We start from the raw sequence: 18,276 nt of genomic DNA on the forward strand, positions 1-18,276 counted from the left end.
TCGACGACAGCCAGTTTAAAGGATAGAGAGTAATCGCGTTGTGTGCGTTTAATATACTGGTTCATCACATTTTCCTCTGTGCGTGAGTAAAATGTGTCAACGCTATTCAGGACGGGTCATAGCCACAAAAAAAGCCGCGTAACGCGGCTTTTTTATCGTTGAAAGCGGCCGGCTATCAGCTGGCTTTTTTCTCGTGCGCCTGGCGGTAGGCCACCAGATCTTCGATGGTCAGCACCACCATGTCGTGCTGTTTGGCGAAGGTAATCACTTCCGGCGCATGCGCCATGCTGCCGTCGTCATTGGTCAGTTCACACAGCACGCCGGCAGGTTTGAAACCGGCCATGGAGACCAGATCGATGGTCGCTTCGGTGTGGCCGCGACGGCTCAGCACGCCGCCCGGCTGCGCACGCAGCGGGAACACGTGGCCCGGACGGTTCAGGTCGCTCGGCTTGGCGCTGTCTGCCACCGCCGCGCGGATGGTGGTCAGGCGATCGGAAGCGGAAACCCCGGTGGTCACGCCCTGCGCCGCTTCGATGGTCACGGTGAAGGCGGTCTGGAACTGGCTGGAGTTGTTGGTCACCATCATCGGCAGCTCGAGCTGCTGACGGCGTTCTTCGGTGATGCACAGGCACACGATACCGCTGCCGTGGCGGATGGTCAGCGCCATCTGCTCAACGGTCATGGTTTCCGCGGCGAAGATCATGTCACCTTCGTTTTCACGATTTTCATCATCGAGCACCATTACGCCGCGCCCGTTGCGCAGTGCGTCAATCGCGCGTTCAACGCGTTCTGTCGGCGTGCCGAAGTCTGAAAGTAGCGTCTGATTCATGGTAAAAAACCTCATTAAAAATTATGGATTACCAGAACCAGGGCGATCTTGAGGAGTAGCTAGCAATAGCTAAAAAAATAACGCAAGCGGGCGCATGCCCGGCAGATACCGTTACTCTCTCCCATCCGGACTATAACCGTCGGCCCCGGAATTACACCGGATCTGCTGACCTCTAACCGGCCTTTACAGGCTGGCTGAGCGCTCGCGGGCTTTCACCGTAGAAGGTGATTTACCGCCGGTGGGGACTTTCACCCCGCCCTGAGAATAAGCAAGATGACTATAACGCTAATGGGTAGGCAGGGCAATTGGCAAAAGCACAATTCGGCCACGCGCGGTGAATGCGCTTAATGGTTTATCCGACGGGCAACTCGCATTACACTAAGCGGCAGCTATTAAACTCTGAAAGGGATACGCCATGATTGACCCGAAAAAAATCGAACAAATCGCACGCCAGGTTCATGAGTCCATGCCTAAAGGCGTTCGTGAATTCGGGGAAGACGTTGAGAAAAAAATCCGTCAGGTCCTGCAATCGCAGTTGACCCGCCTGGATTTGGTTAACCGCGAAGAGTTCGACGTGCAGACTCAGGTGCTGTTGCGCACCCGCGAGAAGCTGGCGCTGTTGGAACAGCGCATGGCCGAGCTGGAAAGCAAACTGAGCGCGGCGCCGGCAGCCAAGCAGGAAGACGAATAATTCCCGCGAAGGGCGCGCACCTGTATGAACCGCGCGCCCTTGTTCTTTAGATTACCCGGCGTTAGCCGCGCCCGTCTTTAATCGCTTTGATGATGTTGGTGGTCGACAGGCCGTCTTCAAAGTTCAACACTTTGACATCGCCGCCGTTGGCCCACACTTCCGCACTGCCGGCAATCTCTTCCGGTTTGTAATCGCCGCCTTTCACCAGCAGATCCGGCAGAATGTCGGCGATCAAGCGCTGCGGCGTGTCCTCTTCGAACGGCACCACCCAATCCACCGCTTCCAGCGCACCCAGCACGATCATGCGGTTCTCCAGCGCGTTGACCGGGCGTGTTTCCCCTTTCAGGCGCTTGGTCGACGCATCGCTGTTCACCGCCACGATCAGGCGATCGCCCAGCTTGCGGGCGTTGGCCAGATAAGAGACGTGGCCGGCATGCAAAATGTCGAAGATGCCGTTGGTCATCACCACTTTTTCGCCGCGCTGACGCGCCTGCGCGACGGCATGCTTCAACTGCGCTTCGGTCATCACGCCAAAACCGGTCTCGGCGCGGCCGCGCACCGCGTTTTCCAGCTCGATCGGCGACACGGTGGAGGTACCGAGCTTGCCCACCACCACGCCGGCGGCAGCGTTGGCCAGGAAACAGGACTCTTCCAGCGAGTTACCGGCGGCCAGCGAGGCGGCCAGCACGCCGATCACGGTGTCGCCGGCGCCGGTCACATCAAACACTTCCTGCGCCTGGGTCGGCAAGTGCAGCGGTTCAACGCCCGGCTGCAACAGCGTCATGCCGTGTTCTGAACGGGTAACCAGCAGCGCCGACAGCTCGAAATCCGCCACCAGCTTCATGCCGCGTTCCACCAATTCCGCTTCATCCTTGCAGTGGCCCACCACCGCTTCGAACTCGGACAGGTTCGGCGTCAGCAGCGTCGCGCCGCGATAGCGCTCGAAATCGGACCCTTTCGGATCGATCAGCACCGGCACCTTGGCGGCGCGCGCCAGTTGGATCATGCCCTGCACCTGGCTGAGCGCGCCCTTGGCGTAATCGGACAGCACCAGCGCGCCGATCTGCGGCAGCGCCTGCTGAATACGCTCCAGCATCGGCTGTGGATCAACGTTGGAGAAGCCTTCTTCGAAGTCGAGACGGATCAGTTGCTGGTTGCGGGACAGCACGCGCAGCTTGGTGATGGTCGGATGGGTCGGCACCGAGACGAAGTCGCAGCGCACGTTGACTTCATTCAGCTTGGCGCTCAGCGCCCGCGCCGCATCGTCGATGCCGGTCAGGCCCACCAGGCGGGAAGTGGCGCCCAGCGAAGCGATGTTCATCGCCACGTTAGCCGCGCCGCCGGGACGCTCTTCGATGGTATCGACCTTGACCACCGGCACCGGGGCTTCCGGTGAAATGCGGCTGGTCGGCCCATACCAATAGCGATCCAACATGACGTCACCGACCACCAGCACACCGGCGCGGCGAAAATCAGGCAGCGTAACTTTCATCCGATAACTCCAAAAAAGAACAAAATTTTAGTGGCGCAGATATTACCACAGACCGCCGGAATACCCGCAAAAAGGTATTAATCCAGCCATTTGGCCCAGCTGGCGCGTACCTGTTCGCGCTCGGCGGCAAACAGCTCGCTGCCGACCTTGCCGGAATGTTCCTGCAACGCCAGGTGGTGGATCTCGTCGCGCATGGTGACATAGGCCTGGGTCAACGCGCGCGCCTCCTCTTCCGGCATGATGTCGTAATTGGCCATCAGCTCGAAGATGCGCACGTTGTCCGACCAACGCGTCAGCCGCGGTTCACCCGGCGCATAGCGTAAGACCAGATATTGGGCGATAAATTCGATGTCGGTAATGCCGCCCTCATCGGTTTTGATATCAAACAGATCGCGCTGCTTGCTGCCGAGATGGTTGCGCATCTTTTCGCGCATCTCGCGGACTTCGCGCTTCAGGGTCTGCGCATCGCGCGTTTTGCACAGGATCTCGCGCCGGATCGCGTCGAACTGCTGATGCAGCGCCGGATCGCCATGCACGATGCGCGCGCGCACCAAGGCCTGATGCTCCCAGGTCCAGGCTTCGTTTTGCTGGTAGTCGGCGAACGCCTCCACGGTGCTGACCAGCATCCCCGCGGCACCGGAAGGCCGCAGACGCGCGTCCACCTCATACAAAATGCCGGAGGAGGTGCGGGTGCTGAACAGATGCATCACCCGCTGCGCCAGCCGCAGGTAGAACTGACGGCCGTCGATGCAGCGATCGCCGTCGGTCATCACTTCCGGCGGGCAATCCAACAGGAACACCAGATCGAGGTCAGAACTGTAACCCAGCTCCCAGCCGCCCAGCTTGCCGTAGCCGATCACCGCAAAGCCGCGCCCTTCACGCTCCTGCAGATGGGTCGGCTGGCCGTAGCGCGCCACCATGTCGCTCCAGGCCTGTTGCACCACCGCGTCGATGATCGCCTCCGCCAGATAAGTCAGGTGATCGCTCACTTTCATCACCGGCAGCGCGCCGGCGATATCCGCCGCGGCGATGCGCAGCTGCTGCGCCTGCTTGAACTGGCGCAGCGCCTCCAGCTTTTGCTCTTCGTCGTCTTCCGGCACCCGCAGCAGATACTGGCGCAGCTCGCTGCGGTAGGCGTCCAGCGCCACCGGCTGATACAGCGTGGCCGGATCCAGCAGTTCGTCCAGCAACAGCGGGTAACGCGACAACTGGTTGGCGACCATCGGCGACGCGGCGCACAGGCGGATCAGATGGCTGAGCGCCGCGTGGTACTCCACCAACAATTCGAGGTAGGTGGTGCGGGTGACGATGCTGAGCAGCAGCTGCGCCAGCCGCACCAGCGCGGTCGGCGCGTCCTGGCGCGGGCACACCTCCGCCAGCAGGCGCGGCATCAGTTGATCGAGCACGTCGCGGCCGCGCGGGCCAATGGTGCGCTTGTCGACGTCGTGGCAGAAATCGGCGATGGTGCGCAGCATCTGTCGACGGCCTTCTTCATCGAGGTGTGGCGTCAGCGGCGCCAGCTCGTTCTCCTCCAGCGCGTCCTGCCACAGGCTGTGGTAGTGCTGGTAGTCGGGATCTTCGCCGACATCCGGGCTATCGTCGCCGATCAGGTCGTCGAACACCGCGCGTACCGCCTGCATGTGCACGTCCAGCGCCGCCATCAGCGCCGGCCAATCCGCCAATCCCATGCCGTAGGCCAACCGCGCCTGATCGAGCGCCTCCTGCGGCAGCGTCTGAGTTTGCTGATCGCCGATCGCCTGCAGCAGGTTCTCCAGCCGCCGCAGGAACAGATAAGCGGCGCTCAGCGCCCGCACCTGCTCGGCCTCCAGCAGCCCCAGCTCACCCACCGCCTGCAGCGTCGGCAGCAGCGAACGCCCCTGCAGCGCCGGCTCGCGGCCGCCGCGGATCAGCTGGAATACCTGGGTAATGAATTCGATTTCGCGAATGCCGCCGGCGCCCAGCTTGATGTTGTCCTTCAGGCCGCGACGCCGCACTTCACGGGCGATCATACCCTTCATGTTGCGCAGCGACTGGATGACGCTGAAATCGATATAGCGGCGGAACACGAACGGCCGCAGCGTTTTGCGCAGCTCCTGGCTGTAGGCGTCTTCCGCCCCGCCCATCAGGCGCGCCTTCACCATCGCATAGCGCTCCCAGTCGCGCCCCTGCTCCTGATAATAATCCTCCAGCGCCGCGAAGCTCATCACCAACGGGCCACTGTCGCCGAACGGCCGCAGCCGCATGTCGACGCGATAGACGAAGCCGTCGATGGTCTGTTGATCCAGCGCCTTGATCAGCCGCTGGCCGAGGCGGGTGAAGAACTGGGCGTTGTCCAGCTCGCGCCGCCCGCCCTGAGTCTGGCCGTTTTCCGGGTAGGCGAAGATCAGATCGATATCCGACGAGAAATTCAGCTCGCCGCCGCCCAGCTTGCCCATGCCGAGGATCAGCAGCGGCTGCGGTTCACCGCCGGCGTTGCACGGCGTGCCCCACTCGCGACAGCAGGTTTGGTACAGCCAGTCGCGTGCGCTGACGATCAGCGTCTCCGCCAATCCGCTCAACTGCAGCAGCGTTTCTTCGGTCGAACACAGCCCCTGCGCCTGCGCCCAGGCAATGCGCACCAGCGTTTCGCGGCGAAACAGACGCAACGTGCGCATCAGTTGCGCCTCGTCGCGCACCTCTTCCAGCTCGTCCTGCAGCCAGGCGGCGTAGTGTTGCCACTCGCCGGGCGCCGGTGGTTGTTCGCGCAGCGTCCCCAGCCAGGCCGGTTGGGCGAGCAGCGCGTCGCTGACGAAGTCGCTCGACGCCAGCACCCACTGCTCCTGTTCGCTAAAGGCGCTGTCCGCGCCGTGAACTTCCTGAAAACGCTGCACAACCTGCTGTGCCTGAGCCTGTAACGCGGCTGAAAGTGGCGACATAGTGTATGACCCGTTCTGCGGCCCACGGCTGGCGGGCCGGCTTGATTAACGAAGCGCGCCGTTTAACCAGAATGGCGCATGCGATAAGGCCTGTTTGCGGCTGGCTTCATACCAGCCCTGGCGGCGCTCGCTCAGCGCCGCCTGCAGTTCGCGCCAGGCCTCGATATAAGGCCCGGTCTGCTCGTCGGGGTAAGCGCCCGACAACAGGATCAGCGCTGAAATCTGACGCGTCAGGCGCGGTAATTGTTCCTGATATTCATCTTCGTTCAGCGTACGGCTGAAGGCTTCTTTCAGCTCCGCGCCGCTGCGCCCCAGCATGATGTCGCTAAAGCGTTTGAAAGAACCGTCCAGCTTGGCCTGCCCTTTGGCATCGATAAACGGCCGCCAGGCGCCGCGCACCAGCCATGATGTGAGCGCCAACTTACATTGCAGGTAAGCTGTGCTGTAGCACAGGGTCTCTGGTTGCGCGGCTTTATCCGCCAACAATGGTTCGAGCTCGGTCAAACGGGCGCGCAGATCGGCGCTGGCCTTGCGCGGCACCAGGCCGCCGAAGATCACCAGCGCCTGACGGATCGTTCCAACCGCCTCAATCACCGAAGCGCGCGCCTGCGCGTCGCCGCGCAGCCATAGCTCTTCGTGATACTGCCAGTGGCTGAGCGCCTGCTCGAAGGCGGCGATCATTCCCTGCTCCACGGTCGCCTTCGCCGCCGGCTTCAACACCTGCAGCGAGCGCACCTGGCGCGGCGGATTGCCCTGCGCCAGGTGATAACCGCGCGCCGCCTTGCTCAGGCTGCCCTGACGCAGCCCATCGTGCGCCGCCAGCTCACCGGCCAACGCCAGCAGATCGGCGGTATTGCCGTTCAGCAACTCCAGTTCTATCTCGCTCAGGGCTTCGCTTTGGTCACCGGCGCGCACCTCGCCCTGATCCAGGCCAACTTCTATCTCGCTTTGGCCGTAAGTAACCACCCACTTCTCACGCACGAAATCGGTACGGAACAGCGGTTGCAACGCCTGCTGCAGCGCCGCGATATCGCAATCCTGCGGCCAGATGTCGGCAGGAAACTGCGCCAGCGCCAGCTGCGGTTCGGCGATGGCAACATTGTATTCCGGGCGCTGGTGCAGGCCTGCCACCACTTTACCGGCGGTTTTGATGGTCATCTCATAGCGATCGTCGAAACCGCGAATGCGCAGCCCCATGTCGTGACGGCGCAAGACGTTGTCGGCCGTTTCGAAGTAAATGTTGGTCAGTTTTTGCGGCGCGGAATGCTGATGCGGCCAGGCGGCGAGCCAGTGTGGCAGTGCGGCCACCGCTTGCGGCGCGGCGATGAATTTCAGTTCAATTTCAACGGTCATAATTCTTTAACACCAATAAGTTACGCATTCACGTCGGTTTCAGCTCGGCGCGCTCGGCCCGCCTTATGCTGCCCACTGACGCACAGTTGCCGTTATCTTACCGCGATTCCCGGCGCCTTAACCCTGCTAACTGTAGAAAAAACCTGTTACGTTATAAAACGCTGCGCAACTCACAGAATCAGCCACAGTAAGATAGTTCTCATTCCGGTTTTGGCGTTGCGTCGTCAGACTGAACCCTCTACTATCGTTCCATAAATTCACCCAGAAACGATGAACTAATGCAGAAATTACGCCTGATTTTCCTTGCCGCGCTGAGCTTCAGCATCACTTGGGCCGCACATGCCGAAGATAAACGCTATATCTCCGATGAGTTAAGCACTTACGTCCATAGCGGCCCAGGTAATCAGTACCGTATTGTCGGCACTCTGAACGCCGGTGAAGAAGTGACCCTGCTGAGCGTCAACGACAGCACCAACTACGGCCAGATCCGCGATCCGAAAGGCCGCACCACCTGGATCCCGCTCGACCAGCTCAGCCAGACGCCCAGCCTGCGCACCCGCGTGCCCGAGCTGGAACAGCAGGTGAAAACCCTGACCGACAAGCTGGCCAACATCGATAACACCTGGAACCAGCGTACCTCGGAAATGCAGGAAAAAGTCGCGGGCAGCGACAGCACCATCAGCAGCCTGCAGAAGGAAAACCAGGATCTGAAAAACCAGCTGGTGGTCGCGCAGAAGAAGGTCAACGCCGTTAACCTGCAGCTCGACGACAAGCAGCGCACCATTATCCTGCAGTGGTTCATGTACGGCGGCGGCGTTGCCGGCGTCGGTTTGCTGCTGGGCCTGCTGTTGCCGCACCTGATCCCGCGCCGCAAGAACAACAATCGCTGGATGAACTGATCTCAGTATCGTTCAGTTTGAGTATGGGCGCCTGCGGGCGCCCTTTTCATTGGCGCCGACATCCCGCGGCCAATTCATGTAATCTGATAGACAGAGCCTTACACGATATTCAGGAGTCAACAGTGCAGATTTATCTGGTCGGCGGCGCCGTTCGCGACAGCCTGCTCAACATCCCGGTGGTCGATCATGATTGGGTGGTGGTGGGCGCCACGCCGGCAGAGCTGCTGGCATTGGGTTACCAACAGGTCGGCAAAGATTTCCCGGTGTTCCTCAACCCCGACTCCCACGAGGAGTACGCGCTGGCACGCACCGAACGCAAATCCGGCCAGGGATACACCGGTTTTACCTGCTATGCCGCGCCGGACGTCACGCTGGAAGAAGATCTGCTGCGGCGCGATCTGACCATCAACGCCATCGCCCGTTCCTCCGAAGGGGAGCTGATTGACCCTTACGGTGGCGTGGCCGATCTGCAGGCGCGCGTGCTGCGCCACGTTTCCGACGCTTTCGGCGAAGATCCGCTGCGCGTGCTGCGCGTGGCGCGCTTCAATGCCCGCTTCGCCCATTTGGGTTTTCGCATCGCCGACGAAACGCTCACCCTGATGCGCCAGATGGCGCACGGCGGTGAACTGGCCGCGCTGACCGCCGAACGCGTCTGGAAGGAAACCGAAAAGGCGCTGCAAAGCCAAAGCCCGCAGGTCTATTTTCAGGTGTTGCGCGATTGCGATGCGCTGGCGGTGCTGTTCCCGGAAATCGACGCGCTGTTCGGCGTACCGGCCCCCGCCAAGTGGCACCCGGAGATCGACACCGGCGTACACACGCTGATGGCGCTGGCGATTGCCGCCCGCCTCACGCCGGAGGTGGACGTGCGCTTCGCCACGCTGTGCCACGATCTTGGCAAGGGGTTGACGCCGAAAGCGTTCTGGCCGCATCACCACGGCCACGGCCCGGCGGGCGTGCAGCTGGTCGAGGCGCTGTGCCAGCGGCTGCGGGTGCCCAACCCGGTGCGCGACCTGAGCAAGCTGGTGGCCGAGTACCATGATTTGATCCACACCGTGAATAAGCTGCGGCCGGAGACCCTGCTGAAGCTGTTCGACGCCATTGACGTCTGGCGCAAACCCCAGAGGCTGGAGCAGATGATCCTGACCAGCGAAGCAGACGCGCGCGGACGCACCGGCTTTGAGGAAAACCCTTATCCGCAGGGCGACTATCTGCGCCAGGCGTATCAGGTGGCGAACGCGGTATCGATTAAAGAAGTGGTGGCCAGCGGGCTGCAGGGTACCGCGATCCGCGACGAGCTCAAACGCCGCCGCCAGCAGGCGCTGGCCGACTGGAAGCTCAACCAAACTATCATCAACGATCAGGCATAAAAAAACCCCGCAGAGCGGGGTTTTTTCTTGGTATCGGGCTTACAGGAATACCATATAAACCACGGCCGCCACGATAAAGCGGTAGATGGCGAACGGCACGAACGAGATGCGTTTGATCAACGACAGGAAGGTCTTGATCGCAATCAGCGCCACCACGAAGGCAGTAACGAAACCGACGGCGAACATCGGCAAATCGCCCCAGGTCAGGAAGTGCAGGCTCTTGTACAGATCCAGGCCGCTGGCGCCAATCATCATCGGCACCGCCAAAATGAAGGAGAATTCGGACGCCGCATAGCGGTTCACGCCCACCAGCATGCCGCCGGCGATAGTGGAACCCGAACGGGAGAACCCCGGCCACAGCGCCAGACACTGGAAGCAGCCGATCATGAACGCCTGGCGGTAGGTGATGTCATCCAGCCCTTCCGCGCTCGGTTTCTTCGGCTTCAGCCATTCCGCCGCCAGCAGCAGCAGGCCGCCGACCACCAACGCGTACATCACGTTTTTCGGCGCGAACAGCGACTTGATGAAATCATGGAAGGCCAGGCCCAGCACCACCGCCGGGATCATCGCCAGCAGGATGTGCCCCAACTTCAGTTGGCCGCTGGTTTTCCCTTCGTGCTCCACCGGCTTGCCGCCGAAATGGATGCCGATCAGGCCGAACAACCGACGCCAGAACATCACCACCACGGCCAGGATCGACCCCAGTTGGATGATGACTTCAAAGGTTTTGGCTTTGTCGCCGGTAAAGCCCAGCCACTCGCCAACGATAATCATATGCCCGGTGGAAGACACCGGCAGAAATTCGGTTAACCCCTCGACAACCCCAAGAACAAACGCAATAAACAGTGAATGCATGTCAGCCATGTGCTTCGATCACCCTATAAAATAACGGCTATCACATAAAAAAGCGGCAGTGCTTAAAGACAATGCCGCTAAAACAATTCTCAGGATTAAGACCAGCTTAACGGCCTTTCGTTGCAAGCAGATGACATAAAATCATGCGGGACGAGTGCCGCGCTCAATGATCACGCCGACCCGATTGGCATGTGCTACAGCGCCCGGTTTGCTGACCTTAATACGGACCCACGGGGAATTGAAGCGCCGAAGCAAAATTTCGGATATTTCCTCCGCCACTCGCTCCACCAGCGCGAAGCGGTTCGACTCGACGTGCTGGATCACGGCGTCGCTGACGTCGGCATAGCTCAGACAGTCGGTTACGTCGTCGCTGGCGGCGGCCGGCCGGTTATCCCAGCCCATTTCGATATCGAACACCAGCTTCTGACGAATGCCCTGTTCCCACTCATAAACGCCAATGGTGGTAATTACGGTAAGCTCTTCAATAAATACGATATCCATCACGTCATTCTCTGTTTTTGGCCTTGCCGGATACCACTTCCAGCGGAATGTGCGTATTATCCATAGATGTTGCGAGTAAAACGACCATTATTAAACGGAACCGCGTTATGAGTGCTACCGCGCTTGGCATGATTATCTTCGCGTATCTGTGCGGCTCGATTTCGAGCGCGATCCTGGTTTGCCGGATCGCCAGGCTGCCGGACCCGCGTGAGCATGGCTCAGGAAACCCCGGGGCGACCAACGTCCTGCGCATCGGCGGCCGGCTGGCGGCGGCGGCGGTGTTGGTCTTCGATATTCTGAAAGGGATGTTGCCGGTCTGGCTGGCCTACAAATTCGATGTGCCGCCGCTGTACCTCGGCCTGACGGCGATCGCCGCCTGCCTGGGGCATATCTATCCGGTGTTCTTCCACTTCCGCGGCGGTAAAGGCGTGGCGACGGCGTTTGGCGCCATCGCGCCTATCGGCTGGGATCTGACCGGCCTGATGACCGGCACCTGGCTGCTGACGGTGCTGCTCAGCGGCTACTCTTCGCTCGGCGCTATCGTCAGCGCGCTGATCGCCCCGTTCTACGTCTGGTGGTTCAAACCGCAGTTCACCTTCCCGGTAGCAATGCTCTCCTGCCTGATCCTGATGCGGCATCACGACAATATCCAGCGCCTGTGGCGCGGCCAGGAAGGCAAGATTTGGGGCAAATTCCGCAAGAAGAAAAACGACGCGGATGCGGATAACGGCGACCAGCCGAAAGACGAATAACAGAAGGGCCGGATTATCCGGCCCTTTGCTTTATACCGCAGGCAGTTCCGCCAGCGGCCAGCGCGGCCGCACCGAAACGCTCAGCTCCGGATTGGCGCCGCTCTTCAGGCGCACCATGCCGGCATAGGCGATCATCGCGCCATTGTCGGTGCAAAATTCCGGACGCGCATAGAACACTTCACCGCCGCGTTTCTGCATCATCTCCGCCAGCTTGGCGCGCAACGTGCGGTTGGCGCTCACGCCGCCGGCCATCACCAGGCGTTTGAAGCCGGTTTGCTCCAGCGCGCGTTTGCATTTGATCGCCAACGTATCCACTACCGCATCCTCGAAAGCGCGGGCGATGTCGGCACGCGTCTGATCGTCGTTGCCGTTGGAGCGAATGGTGTTGGCGGCGAAGGTTTTCAACCCGGAGAAGCTGAAGTCCAGCCCCGGGCGATCGGTCATCGGCCGCGGGAAGGTGAAGCGCCCCGCCGTGCCCTGCTGCGCCATCTTCGACAGCATCGGCCCGCCGGGATAATCCAGGCCGAGCAACTTGGCGGTTTTGTCGAACGCTTCGCCGGCGGCATCGTCGATCGACTCGCCCAGCAGTTCATACTCACCGATGCCGGTGACGCTGATCAGCTGAGTGTGGCCGCCGGAGACCAGCAGCGCGACGAACGGGAACACCGGCGGGTTGTCTTCCAGCATCGGCGCCAGCAAGTGGCCTTCCATGTGGTGCACCGGCACTGCCGGCACGTTCCAGGCGAACGCCAGCGCGCGCCCCACAGTAGCGCCGACCAGCAGCGCGCCCACCAGGCCCGGCCCGGCCGTGTAGGCCACGCCGTCGATGTCGGCCGGGGTCAGGTTGGCCTCTTTCAGCGCCGCCTGAATCAGCGGCACGGTTTTGCGCACGTGATCGCGAGAGGCCAGTTCAGGCACTACGCCGCCGTAGTCGGCGTGCAGCTTGACCTGGCTGTATAATTGGTTGGCCAACAAACCGGTTTGATCGTCATACACTGCAATTCCGGTTTCATCGCAGGACGTTTCTATACCCAGTACTCGCATTACATTTCCCATCATTCACGTGCGGCCGCCAGTCTACCACATTCCGCCGCATTTACCGCCAGCGCCGCGCATCTTGTCACCGGTCCGCACCTATGTCGATGATTCATCCAGAAAATGCCCGTGCGATTAAACACGAGCATTTTTTTCTGATTAGTCTATAATCAGCGCCCGGTGCAAAATTGCGCACGTTGCGGCAGAGCGACGCGGGTTTCAATTTGCTGCGGTGCTTTACAAAGCAGCATCCATTGGAGTAAAATTCCGCACCATTTTGAAAAGGCTGGCGCTTGGCCAGCAGCAAACCGAATTTTATTGAGGTGAGAGGCACATGCCGGTAATTAAAGTACGTGAAAACGAGCCATTTGACGTTGCTCTGCGTCGTTTCAAACGCTCTTGCGAAAAAGCGGGTGTTTTAGCTGAAGTTCGTCGTCGTGAGTTTTATGAAAAACCAACTACCGAACGTAAACGCGCTAAAGCTTCTGCTGTGAAACGTCACGCGAAGAAACTGGCTCGCGAAAACGCACGCCGCACTCGTCTGTATTAATTCTTCGGGGGCAACCCCACCGCGTGAATTTCTGATTTTCAAAATCGCGCAGACCGAGTAGTTGCATACGAAGGCCGTGCTTTCCGAAAGGAATGCGCGGCTTGTTCTCGTTTATAGGCTAATGAAGTAAGGGCTTATGGCTGGACGAATTCCGCGCGTATTTATCAATGACTTGCTGGCTCGCACCGACATCGTCGATTTGATCGACGCCCGCGTGAAGCTCAAGAAGCAAGGCAAGAACTACCACGCGTGTTGTCCGTTCCACCACGAAAAGACGCCTTCCTTTACCGTTAATGGCGAAAAGCAGTTTTATCACTGTTTTGGGTGTGGTGCGCACGGCAACGCCGTCGACTTTTTGATGAATTACGACCGACTCGAGTTTGTCGAAACCATCGAAGAATTGGCGACCATGCACGGGCTGGAAGTGCCTTACGAAGCGGGCACCGGGCCAACCCAGATCGAACGCCATCAGCGCCAGAGCCTGTACCAACTGATGGAGCAGCTCAGCGCGTTCTATCAACAGTCACTGCAGCAGTCCTCCGGGGCGCCGGCGCGCAGCTATTTGCAGCAGCGCGGATTAAGTGACGACGTTATTCGCCATTTCGCCATCGGCTTCGCGCCGGCGGGATGGGACAACGCCCTGAAGCGTTTCGGCCGCGACGCCGACTCGCGCCGCGCATTGAACGATGCCGGCATGCTGGTGACTAACGATCAGGGGCGTTCGTACGACCGCTTCCGCGAACGGGTGATGTTCCCCATCCGCGACAAGCGCGGGCGCGTGATCGCCTTCGGCGGCCGCGTGCTGGGCGACGGTATGCCGAAGTACCTGAACTCGCCGGAAACCGAAGTTTTCCATAAGGGCCGCCAGCTGTACGGCCTGTATGAAGCACAGCAGAACCACCCTACCCTGCAGCGGCTGCTGGTGGTGGAAGGGTATATGGACGTGGTGGCATTGGCGCAATTCGGCATCGATTATGCCGTCGCCTCGCTCGGGACCTCGACGACGGCTGAACACATTCAGCTGCTGTTCCGCGCTACCGACAACGTCGTCTGCTGTTACGACGGCGACCGCGCCGGCCGCGAAGCGGCCTGGCGGGCGCTGGAAACCGCGCTGCCGTACCTGAACGACGGGCGCCAGCTGCGGTTCATGTTTTTGCCCGACGGTGAAGACCCGGACACCCTGGTGCGCAAAGAAGGTAAAGAAGCCTTCGAACAGCGAATGGAGCAGGCGCAGCCGCTGTCCACGTTCCTGTTCGAAAGCCTGCTGCCGCAGGTGGATCTGAGCAGCCCGGACGGGCGCGCCAAGCTGAGCACGCTGGCGCTGCCGCTGATTACCCAGGTGCCGGGCGAAACGTTGCGCTTGTACCTGCGTCAAGAGCTCGGCAACAAGCTGGGGTTGCTGGACGACAGCCAGCTCGACAAGCTGATGCCCAAGCAGGCGGAAAATGCGAATCCTTATCAGGCGCCCCAGCTAAAACGCACAACCATGCGTATACTGATAGGGTTACTGGTGCAAAATCCGCAGTTGGCTACACTTGTACCTTCTCTTGAAGGGTTACAACACGCCAAACTGCCAGGTCTGCCGCTGTTCAGCGAGCTGGTGAGCCTTTGCCTGGCTCAACCTGGAATAAAAACGGGCCAGATCCTGGAAGAATATCGGGATACAAAGTTCAGCGCTAACCTTGAAACTTTGTCTGCCTGGAACGATATATCAGATACAGAGATTGCAGAAAGAACCTTTCTGGACTCCCTGAATCATATGTTCGACTCTGTGCTCGAACAACGGTTAGAAGAGTTGCTGGCACTCTCCCGTACACAGGGCTTAACCCCCTCAGAGCGAGAAGAAGTTCGTATGATCAACGAGTCAAGAGCTGGAAAGAAAAACTGAATACCAAACGGCTTAAGTGCCGATAATTGCGAGGGCAGAGCCCTGCACAGTGCCGCCATAGTGGGCCGCGGCGATAACGAAAACGCCCCAAATGCTATTGTTGGCGGTTTCGCCGACCGACACCAACCTAAATACTCTGAAGTGTGGATACCGTCTTATGGAGCAAAACCCGCAGTCACAGCTGAAGCTACTTGTCACCCGTGGTAAGGAGCAAGGCTATCTGACCTATGCTGAGGTCAATGACCATCTGCCGGAAGATATCGTCGACTCCGATCAGATCGAAGACATCATCCAGATGATTAACGACATGGGCATCCAGGTGATGGAAGAAGCACCGGACGCCGATGACCTGCTGCTCGCCGAAAACTCGAACAGCACGGACGAAGATGCGGAAGAAGCCGCCGCACAGGTTCTGTCCAGCGTGGAATCCGAAATCGGCCGCACCACCGACCCGGTGCGCATGTACATGCGCGAAATGGGTACCGTCGAACTGCTGACGCGCGAAGGCGAAATCGACATCGCCAAGCGCATCGAAGACGGCATCAACCAGGTGCAGTGCTCGGTTGCCGAATACCCGGAAGCCATCACCTACCTGCTTGAGCAGTACGATCGCGTCGAAGCGGGCGAAGCGCGCCTGTCCGATCTGATCACCGGCTTCGTCGATCCTAACGCGGAAGAGGACATCGCCCCCACCGCGACCCACATCGGTTCTGAACTGTCGAGCGAAGAGCAAGACGACGACGAAGAAGATGAGGACGCCGAAGACGACGACACTGAAGACGACAACAGCATCGATCCTGAGCTGGCGCGTCAAAAGTTTGCCGAGCTGCGCGATCAGTATGAAGCGACGCGTCTGGTGATCAAGAAGAACGGCCGCAGCCACGCCAGCGCAGCGGACGAGATCCTGAAGCTGTCTGAAGTGTTCAAGCAGTTCCGCCTGGTGCCGAAACAGTTCGACTTCCTGGTCAACAGCATGCGCACCATGATGGACCGCGTTCGCACCCAGGAACGCATCATCATGAAGCTGTGCGTTGAACAGTGCAAAATGCCGAAGAAAAACTTCGTCACCCTGTTCGCCGGCAACGAAACCAGCGATTCCTGGTTCGAAGCCGCACTGGCGATGGCCAAGCCATGGTCGGAAAAACTGAAAGACGTTGCCGAAGACGTGCAGCGCAGCCTGCAGAAACTGCGTCAGATCGAAGAAGAAACCGGCCTGACCATCGAGCAGGTCAAAGACATCAACCGTCGCATGTCGATCGGTGAAGCGAAAGCCCGCCGCGCGAAGAAAGAGATGGTTGAGGCCAACCTGCGTCTGGTTATTTCCATCGCCAAGAAATACACCAACCGCGGCCTGCAGTTCCTGGATCTGATCCAGGAAGGCAACATCGGCCTGATGAAAGCGGTAGACAAGTTCGAATACCGCCGCGGCTACAAGTTCTCGACGTACGCCACCTGGTGGATCCGTCAGGCTATCACCCGCTCCATCGCCGACCAGGCGCGCACCATCCGTATTCCGGTGCATATGATTGAGACCATCAACAAGCTCAACCGTATTTCGCGTCAGATGCTGCAAGAGATGGGCCGCGAGCCGACGCCGGAAGAGCTGGCCGAGCGCATGCTGATGCCGGAAGACAAGATCCGCAAGGTGCTGAAGATCGCCAAAGAGCCAATCTCGATGGAAACACCGATCGGCGACGACGAAGATTCGCATCTGGGCGACTTCATCGAGGATACCACCCTCGAGCTGCCGCTGGATTCCGCGACCTCGGAAAGCCTGCGCTCCGCCACCCACGACGTGCTGGCCGGCCTGACCGCGCGCGAAGCGAAAGTGCTGCGCATGCGTTTCGGCATCGACATGAACACCGACCACACGCTGGAAGAGGTAGGCAAGCAGTTTGACGTTACCCGTGAGCGTATTCGTCAGATCGAAGCCAAGGCGCTGCGCAAGCTGCGTCACCCGAGCCGCTCCGAAGTGCTGCGCAGCTTCCTGGACGACTAAGTCCGGCTGCCGCACCCAAAACAAAAACCCCGGCTTGCCGGGGTTTTTTTATGCCTCAGAACATGCTGTTGCCGCTGGCGGTCTTCTCCGTTACCGGCTGCGTCACGTCCCAGTGTTCGACGATTTTTCCGGCGCTGTCGAGACGGAAGATATCGACGATCGCCGCGGTCTTGTCGGCCTCGCGCCCGCTGACCTCGACATGCAGGATCACATAGTCGCCGTCGACGAACGCCTGTTTAACCTCACTGTGCGAGTTGGGGTAACGCGTTTTCAGCAGCTCGACAAATTGCCGAAAGCCCGCCACGCCGTCTTTGGCATTAGGGTTATGCTGCTTGTACTGCTCGCCCAAAAACGGCCGCGCCGCCGCAAAATCCTTGTTGTTCAGCCCCTGCCGATAAAACTCCAGCACGTTCTGCTTGTTGCGCGCTTCCTGTGGCGAATGCCCCGCCTGCGCAGCGCCGGTCACCAATAACAGCGCAATCACACAACCTTTCATCATCGATGTCATCGCATACCCCCTTATGTCATCGCAGCGCCAGGAACAGCTCACGATAGCTGGCGGTAAGCTGCTCCAGCGTGGCGCGGTTCAATCCGCTGGGGTTGGGCAATACCCACACCTCGGTTGCCCCCAGCGTCAGCGTCTGCTTGCCCCAGGGCGCGTTTTTCACCCCGAAGGCGGTGGTGAACGCCTGTTTGCCCAAAATCGCCAGCGCGCGCGGCTGATAGCGCAGGATCTTCTCTTGCAGCGCCTCACCGCCGCTGCGCAACTCGTCGCGCGACAGTTCGCTGGCCGCCACCGTCGGGCGCGCCACCAGCGCGGTAATGCCGCAACCGTTGTCTTTCAGCTGCTGCCACTGCTCCGGCGCCAGCTGGCTCTTGGTAAAACCGGCCTGATGGATCACCTTCCAGAAGCGGTTGCTGCCGTTGGCGAAAGGATAGCCCTGATGGGCGGAAGAAAGGCCGGGGTTGATGCCGCAAAACACCACCCGCAGATTGGGCGCCAGAAGTTCCATGAGTGTCGTGAGTCCATTGCAGGGATTTACTGCGGTTATCGCAAAATCCGCCAGCAATTACAACAGGCTAGAACTGCGCAGAAAAGCAACATACGGGCGGGTAACAGTAGACCGATGCTTAAGGATTCCCTATAATC

Annotated in this window: 16 protein-coding genes and 1 riboswitch; of the genes, 7 read left to right on the plus strand and 9 right to left on the minus strand. The window is 59.9% G+C overall.

What is annotated here, in order from left to right; all coding sequences use genetic code 11:
• Window positions 1-175 precede the first annotated feature (175 nt).
• Window positions 176-829 (minus strand): 3,4-dihydroxy-2-butanone-4-phosphate synthase, encoded by a 654-nt coding sequence (gene ribB / locus ACJ8IL_RS08240; protein WP_004937218.1) that lies wholly within the window; start codon window positions 827-829, stop codon window positions 176-178.
• 109 nt (window positions 830-938) lie between these two features.
• Window positions 939-1,099, minus strand: a riboswitch (FMN riboswitch).
• A 145-nt stretch (window positions 1,100-1,244) separates the two neighbouring features.
• Here ribB and ubiK point away from each other — a divergent pair.
• Complete coding sequence (ubiK, locus tag ACJ8IL_RS08245) at window positions 1,245-1,520, plus strand: ubiquinone biosynthesis accessory factor UbiK (RefSeq protein ID WP_004937216.1); 276 nt, start codon at window positions 1,245-1,247, stop codon at window positions 1,518-1,520.
• A gap of 61 nt (window positions 1,521-1,581) precedes the next feature.
• Here the strand turns inward: ubiK and hldE are convergent, their stop codons facing one another.
• The 3 genes from hldE to ACJ8IL_RS08260 all read right to left on the minus strand — a co-directional run bounded on the left by hldE (window position 1,582) and on the right by ACJ8IL_RS08260 (window position 7,280).
• Entirely contained in the window at window positions 1,582-3,012 is a 1,431-nt protein-coding gene (gene hldE, locus ACJ8IL_RS08250) for a bifunctional D-glycero-beta-D-manno-heptose-7-phosphate kinase/D-glycero-beta-D-manno-heptose 1-phosphate adenylyltransferase HldE (RefSeq protein WP_019453075.1), read from the minus strand.
• A gap of 77 nt (window positions 3,013-3,089) precedes the next feature.
• The gene (gene glnE, locus ACJ8IL_RS08255) at window positions 3,090-5,927 is read right to left on the minus strand and encodes a bifunctional [glutamate--ammonia ligase]-adenylyl-L-tyrosine phosphorylase/[glutamate--ammonia-ligase] adenylyltransferase (RefSeq protein ID WP_435967846.1); all 2,838 of its coding nucleotides are present in this window, start codon (window positions 5,925-5,927) and stop codon (window positions 3,090-3,092) included.
• Window positions 5,928-5,972: 45 nt separating this feature from the next.
• Entirely contained in the window at window positions 5,973-7,280 is a 1,308-nt protein-coding gene (locus tag ACJ8IL_RS08260) for a CYTH domain-containing protein (RefSeq protein WP_442516482.1), read from the minus strand.
• 278 nt (window positions 7,281-7,558) lie between these two features.
• Between ACJ8IL_RS08260 and ACJ8IL_RS08265 the strand changes: the two genes are divergently transcribed.
• Entirely contained in the window at window positions 7,559-8,179 is a 621-nt protein-coding gene (locus ACJ8IL_RS08265) for a TIGR04211 family SH3 domain-containing protein (RefSeq protein WP_016930153.1), read from the plus strand.
• A gap of 122 nt (window positions 8,180-8,301) precedes the next feature.
• Window positions 8,302-9,546: a multifunctional CCA addition/repair protein gene (locus ACJ8IL_RS08270; protein ID WP_442516483.1), complete on the plus strand. Its 1,245-nt coding sequence runs from the start codon at window positions 8,302-8,304 to the stop codon at window positions 9,544-9,546.
• 39 nt (window positions 9,547-9,585) lie between these two features.
• On the opposite strand, the gene bacA is transcribed toward ACJ8IL_RS08270, so the two are convergent.
• Both bacA and folB read right to left on the minus strand, forming a co-directional pair.
• The gene (gene bacA, locus ACJ8IL_RS08275; RefSeq protein WP_004937204.1) at window positions 9,586-10,410 is read right to left on the minus strand and encodes an undecaprenyl-diphosphate phosphatase; all 825 of its coding nucleotides are present in this window, start codon (window positions 10,408-10,410) and stop codon (window positions 9,586-9,588) included.
• A gap of 132 nt (window positions 10,411-10,542) precedes the next feature.
• On the minus strand, window positions 10,543-10,902 hold the full coding sequence (folB, locus tag ACJ8IL_RS08280; RefSeq protein WP_442516510.1) for a bifunctional dihydroneopterin aldolase/7,8-dihydroneopterin epimerase: 360 nt from the start codon (window positions 10,900-10,902) through the stop codon (window positions 10,543-10,545).
• 107 nt (window positions 10,903-11,009) lie between these two features.
• On the opposite strand from folB, the gene plsY reads away from it, so the two are divergent.
• On the plus strand, window positions 11,010-11,654 hold the full coding sequence (gene plsY / locus ACJ8IL_RS08285; RefSeq protein ID WP_442516484.1) for a glycerol-3-phosphate 1-O-acyltransferase PlsY: 645 nt from the start codon (window positions 11,010-11,012) through the stop codon (window positions 11,652-11,654).
• A gap of 30 nt (window positions 11,655-11,684) precedes the next feature.
• Here plsY and tsaD read toward each other — a convergent pair whose 3' ends face one another.
• Window positions 11,685-12,698, minus strand: a complete 1,014-nt coding sequence (tsaD, locus tag ACJ8IL_RS08290; protein WP_442516485.1) for a tRNA (adenosine(37)-N6)-threonylcarbamoyltransferase complex transferase subunit TsaD — start codon at window positions 12,696-12,698, stop codon at window positions 11,685-11,687.
• A gap of 325 nt (window positions 12,699-13,023) precedes the next feature.
• Between tsaD and rpsU the strand changes: the two genes are divergently transcribed.
• From rpsU to rpoD, 3 genes are all read left to right on the plus strand, one after another.
• Window positions 13,024-13,239 carry a 30S ribosomal protein S21 gene (gene rpsU / locus ACJ8IL_RS08295; protein ID WP_001144069.1) on the plus strand — a complete coding sequence of 72 codons (216 nt, stop codon included), beginning with the start codon at window positions 13,024-13,026 and terminating at the stop codon, window positions 13,237-13,239.
• A gap of 136 nt (window positions 13,240-13,375) precedes the next feature.
• Window positions 13,376-15,127 carry a DNA primase gene (dnaG, locus tag ACJ8IL_RS08300; RefSeq protein WP_442516486.1) on the plus strand — a complete coding sequence of 584 codons (1,752 nt, stop codon included), beginning with the start codon at window positions 13,376-13,378 and terminating at the stop codon, window positions 15,125-15,127.
• Between the two features lie 157 nt (window positions 15,128-15,284).
• Entirely contained in the window at window positions 15,285-17,126 is a 1,842-nt protein-coding gene (rpoD, locus tag ACJ8IL_RS08305) for an RNA polymerase sigma factor RpoD (protein WP_025304326.1), read from the plus strand.
• A gap of 55 nt (window positions 17,127-17,181) precedes the next feature.
• Here the strand turns inward: rpoD and ACJ8IL_RS08310 are convergent, their stop codons facing one another.
• Both ACJ8IL_RS08310 and mug read right to left on the minus strand, forming a co-directional pair.
• Window positions 17,182-17,634, minus strand: coding sequence for a nuclear transport factor 2 family protein (locus ACJ8IL_RS08310; protein WP_442516487.1), 453 nt, complete (start codon window positions 17,632-17,634; stop codon window positions 17,182-17,184).
• Between the two features lie 16 nt (window positions 17,635-17,650).
• Complete coding sequence (mug, locus tag ACJ8IL_RS08315; protein ID WP_442516488.1) at window positions 17,651-18,139, minus strand: G/U mismatch-specific DNA glycosylase; 489 nt, start codon at window positions 18,137-18,139, stop codon at window positions 17,651-17,653.
• Between the last annotated feature and the right edge of the window lie 137 nt (window positions 18,140-18,276).

This window comes from Serratia sp. CY47444 (genome assembly GCF_052168635.1).
Taxonomy (GTDB): domain Bacteria; phylum Pseudomonadota; class Gammaproteobacteria; order Enterobacterales; family Enterobacteriaceae; genus Serratia; species Serratia bockelmannii.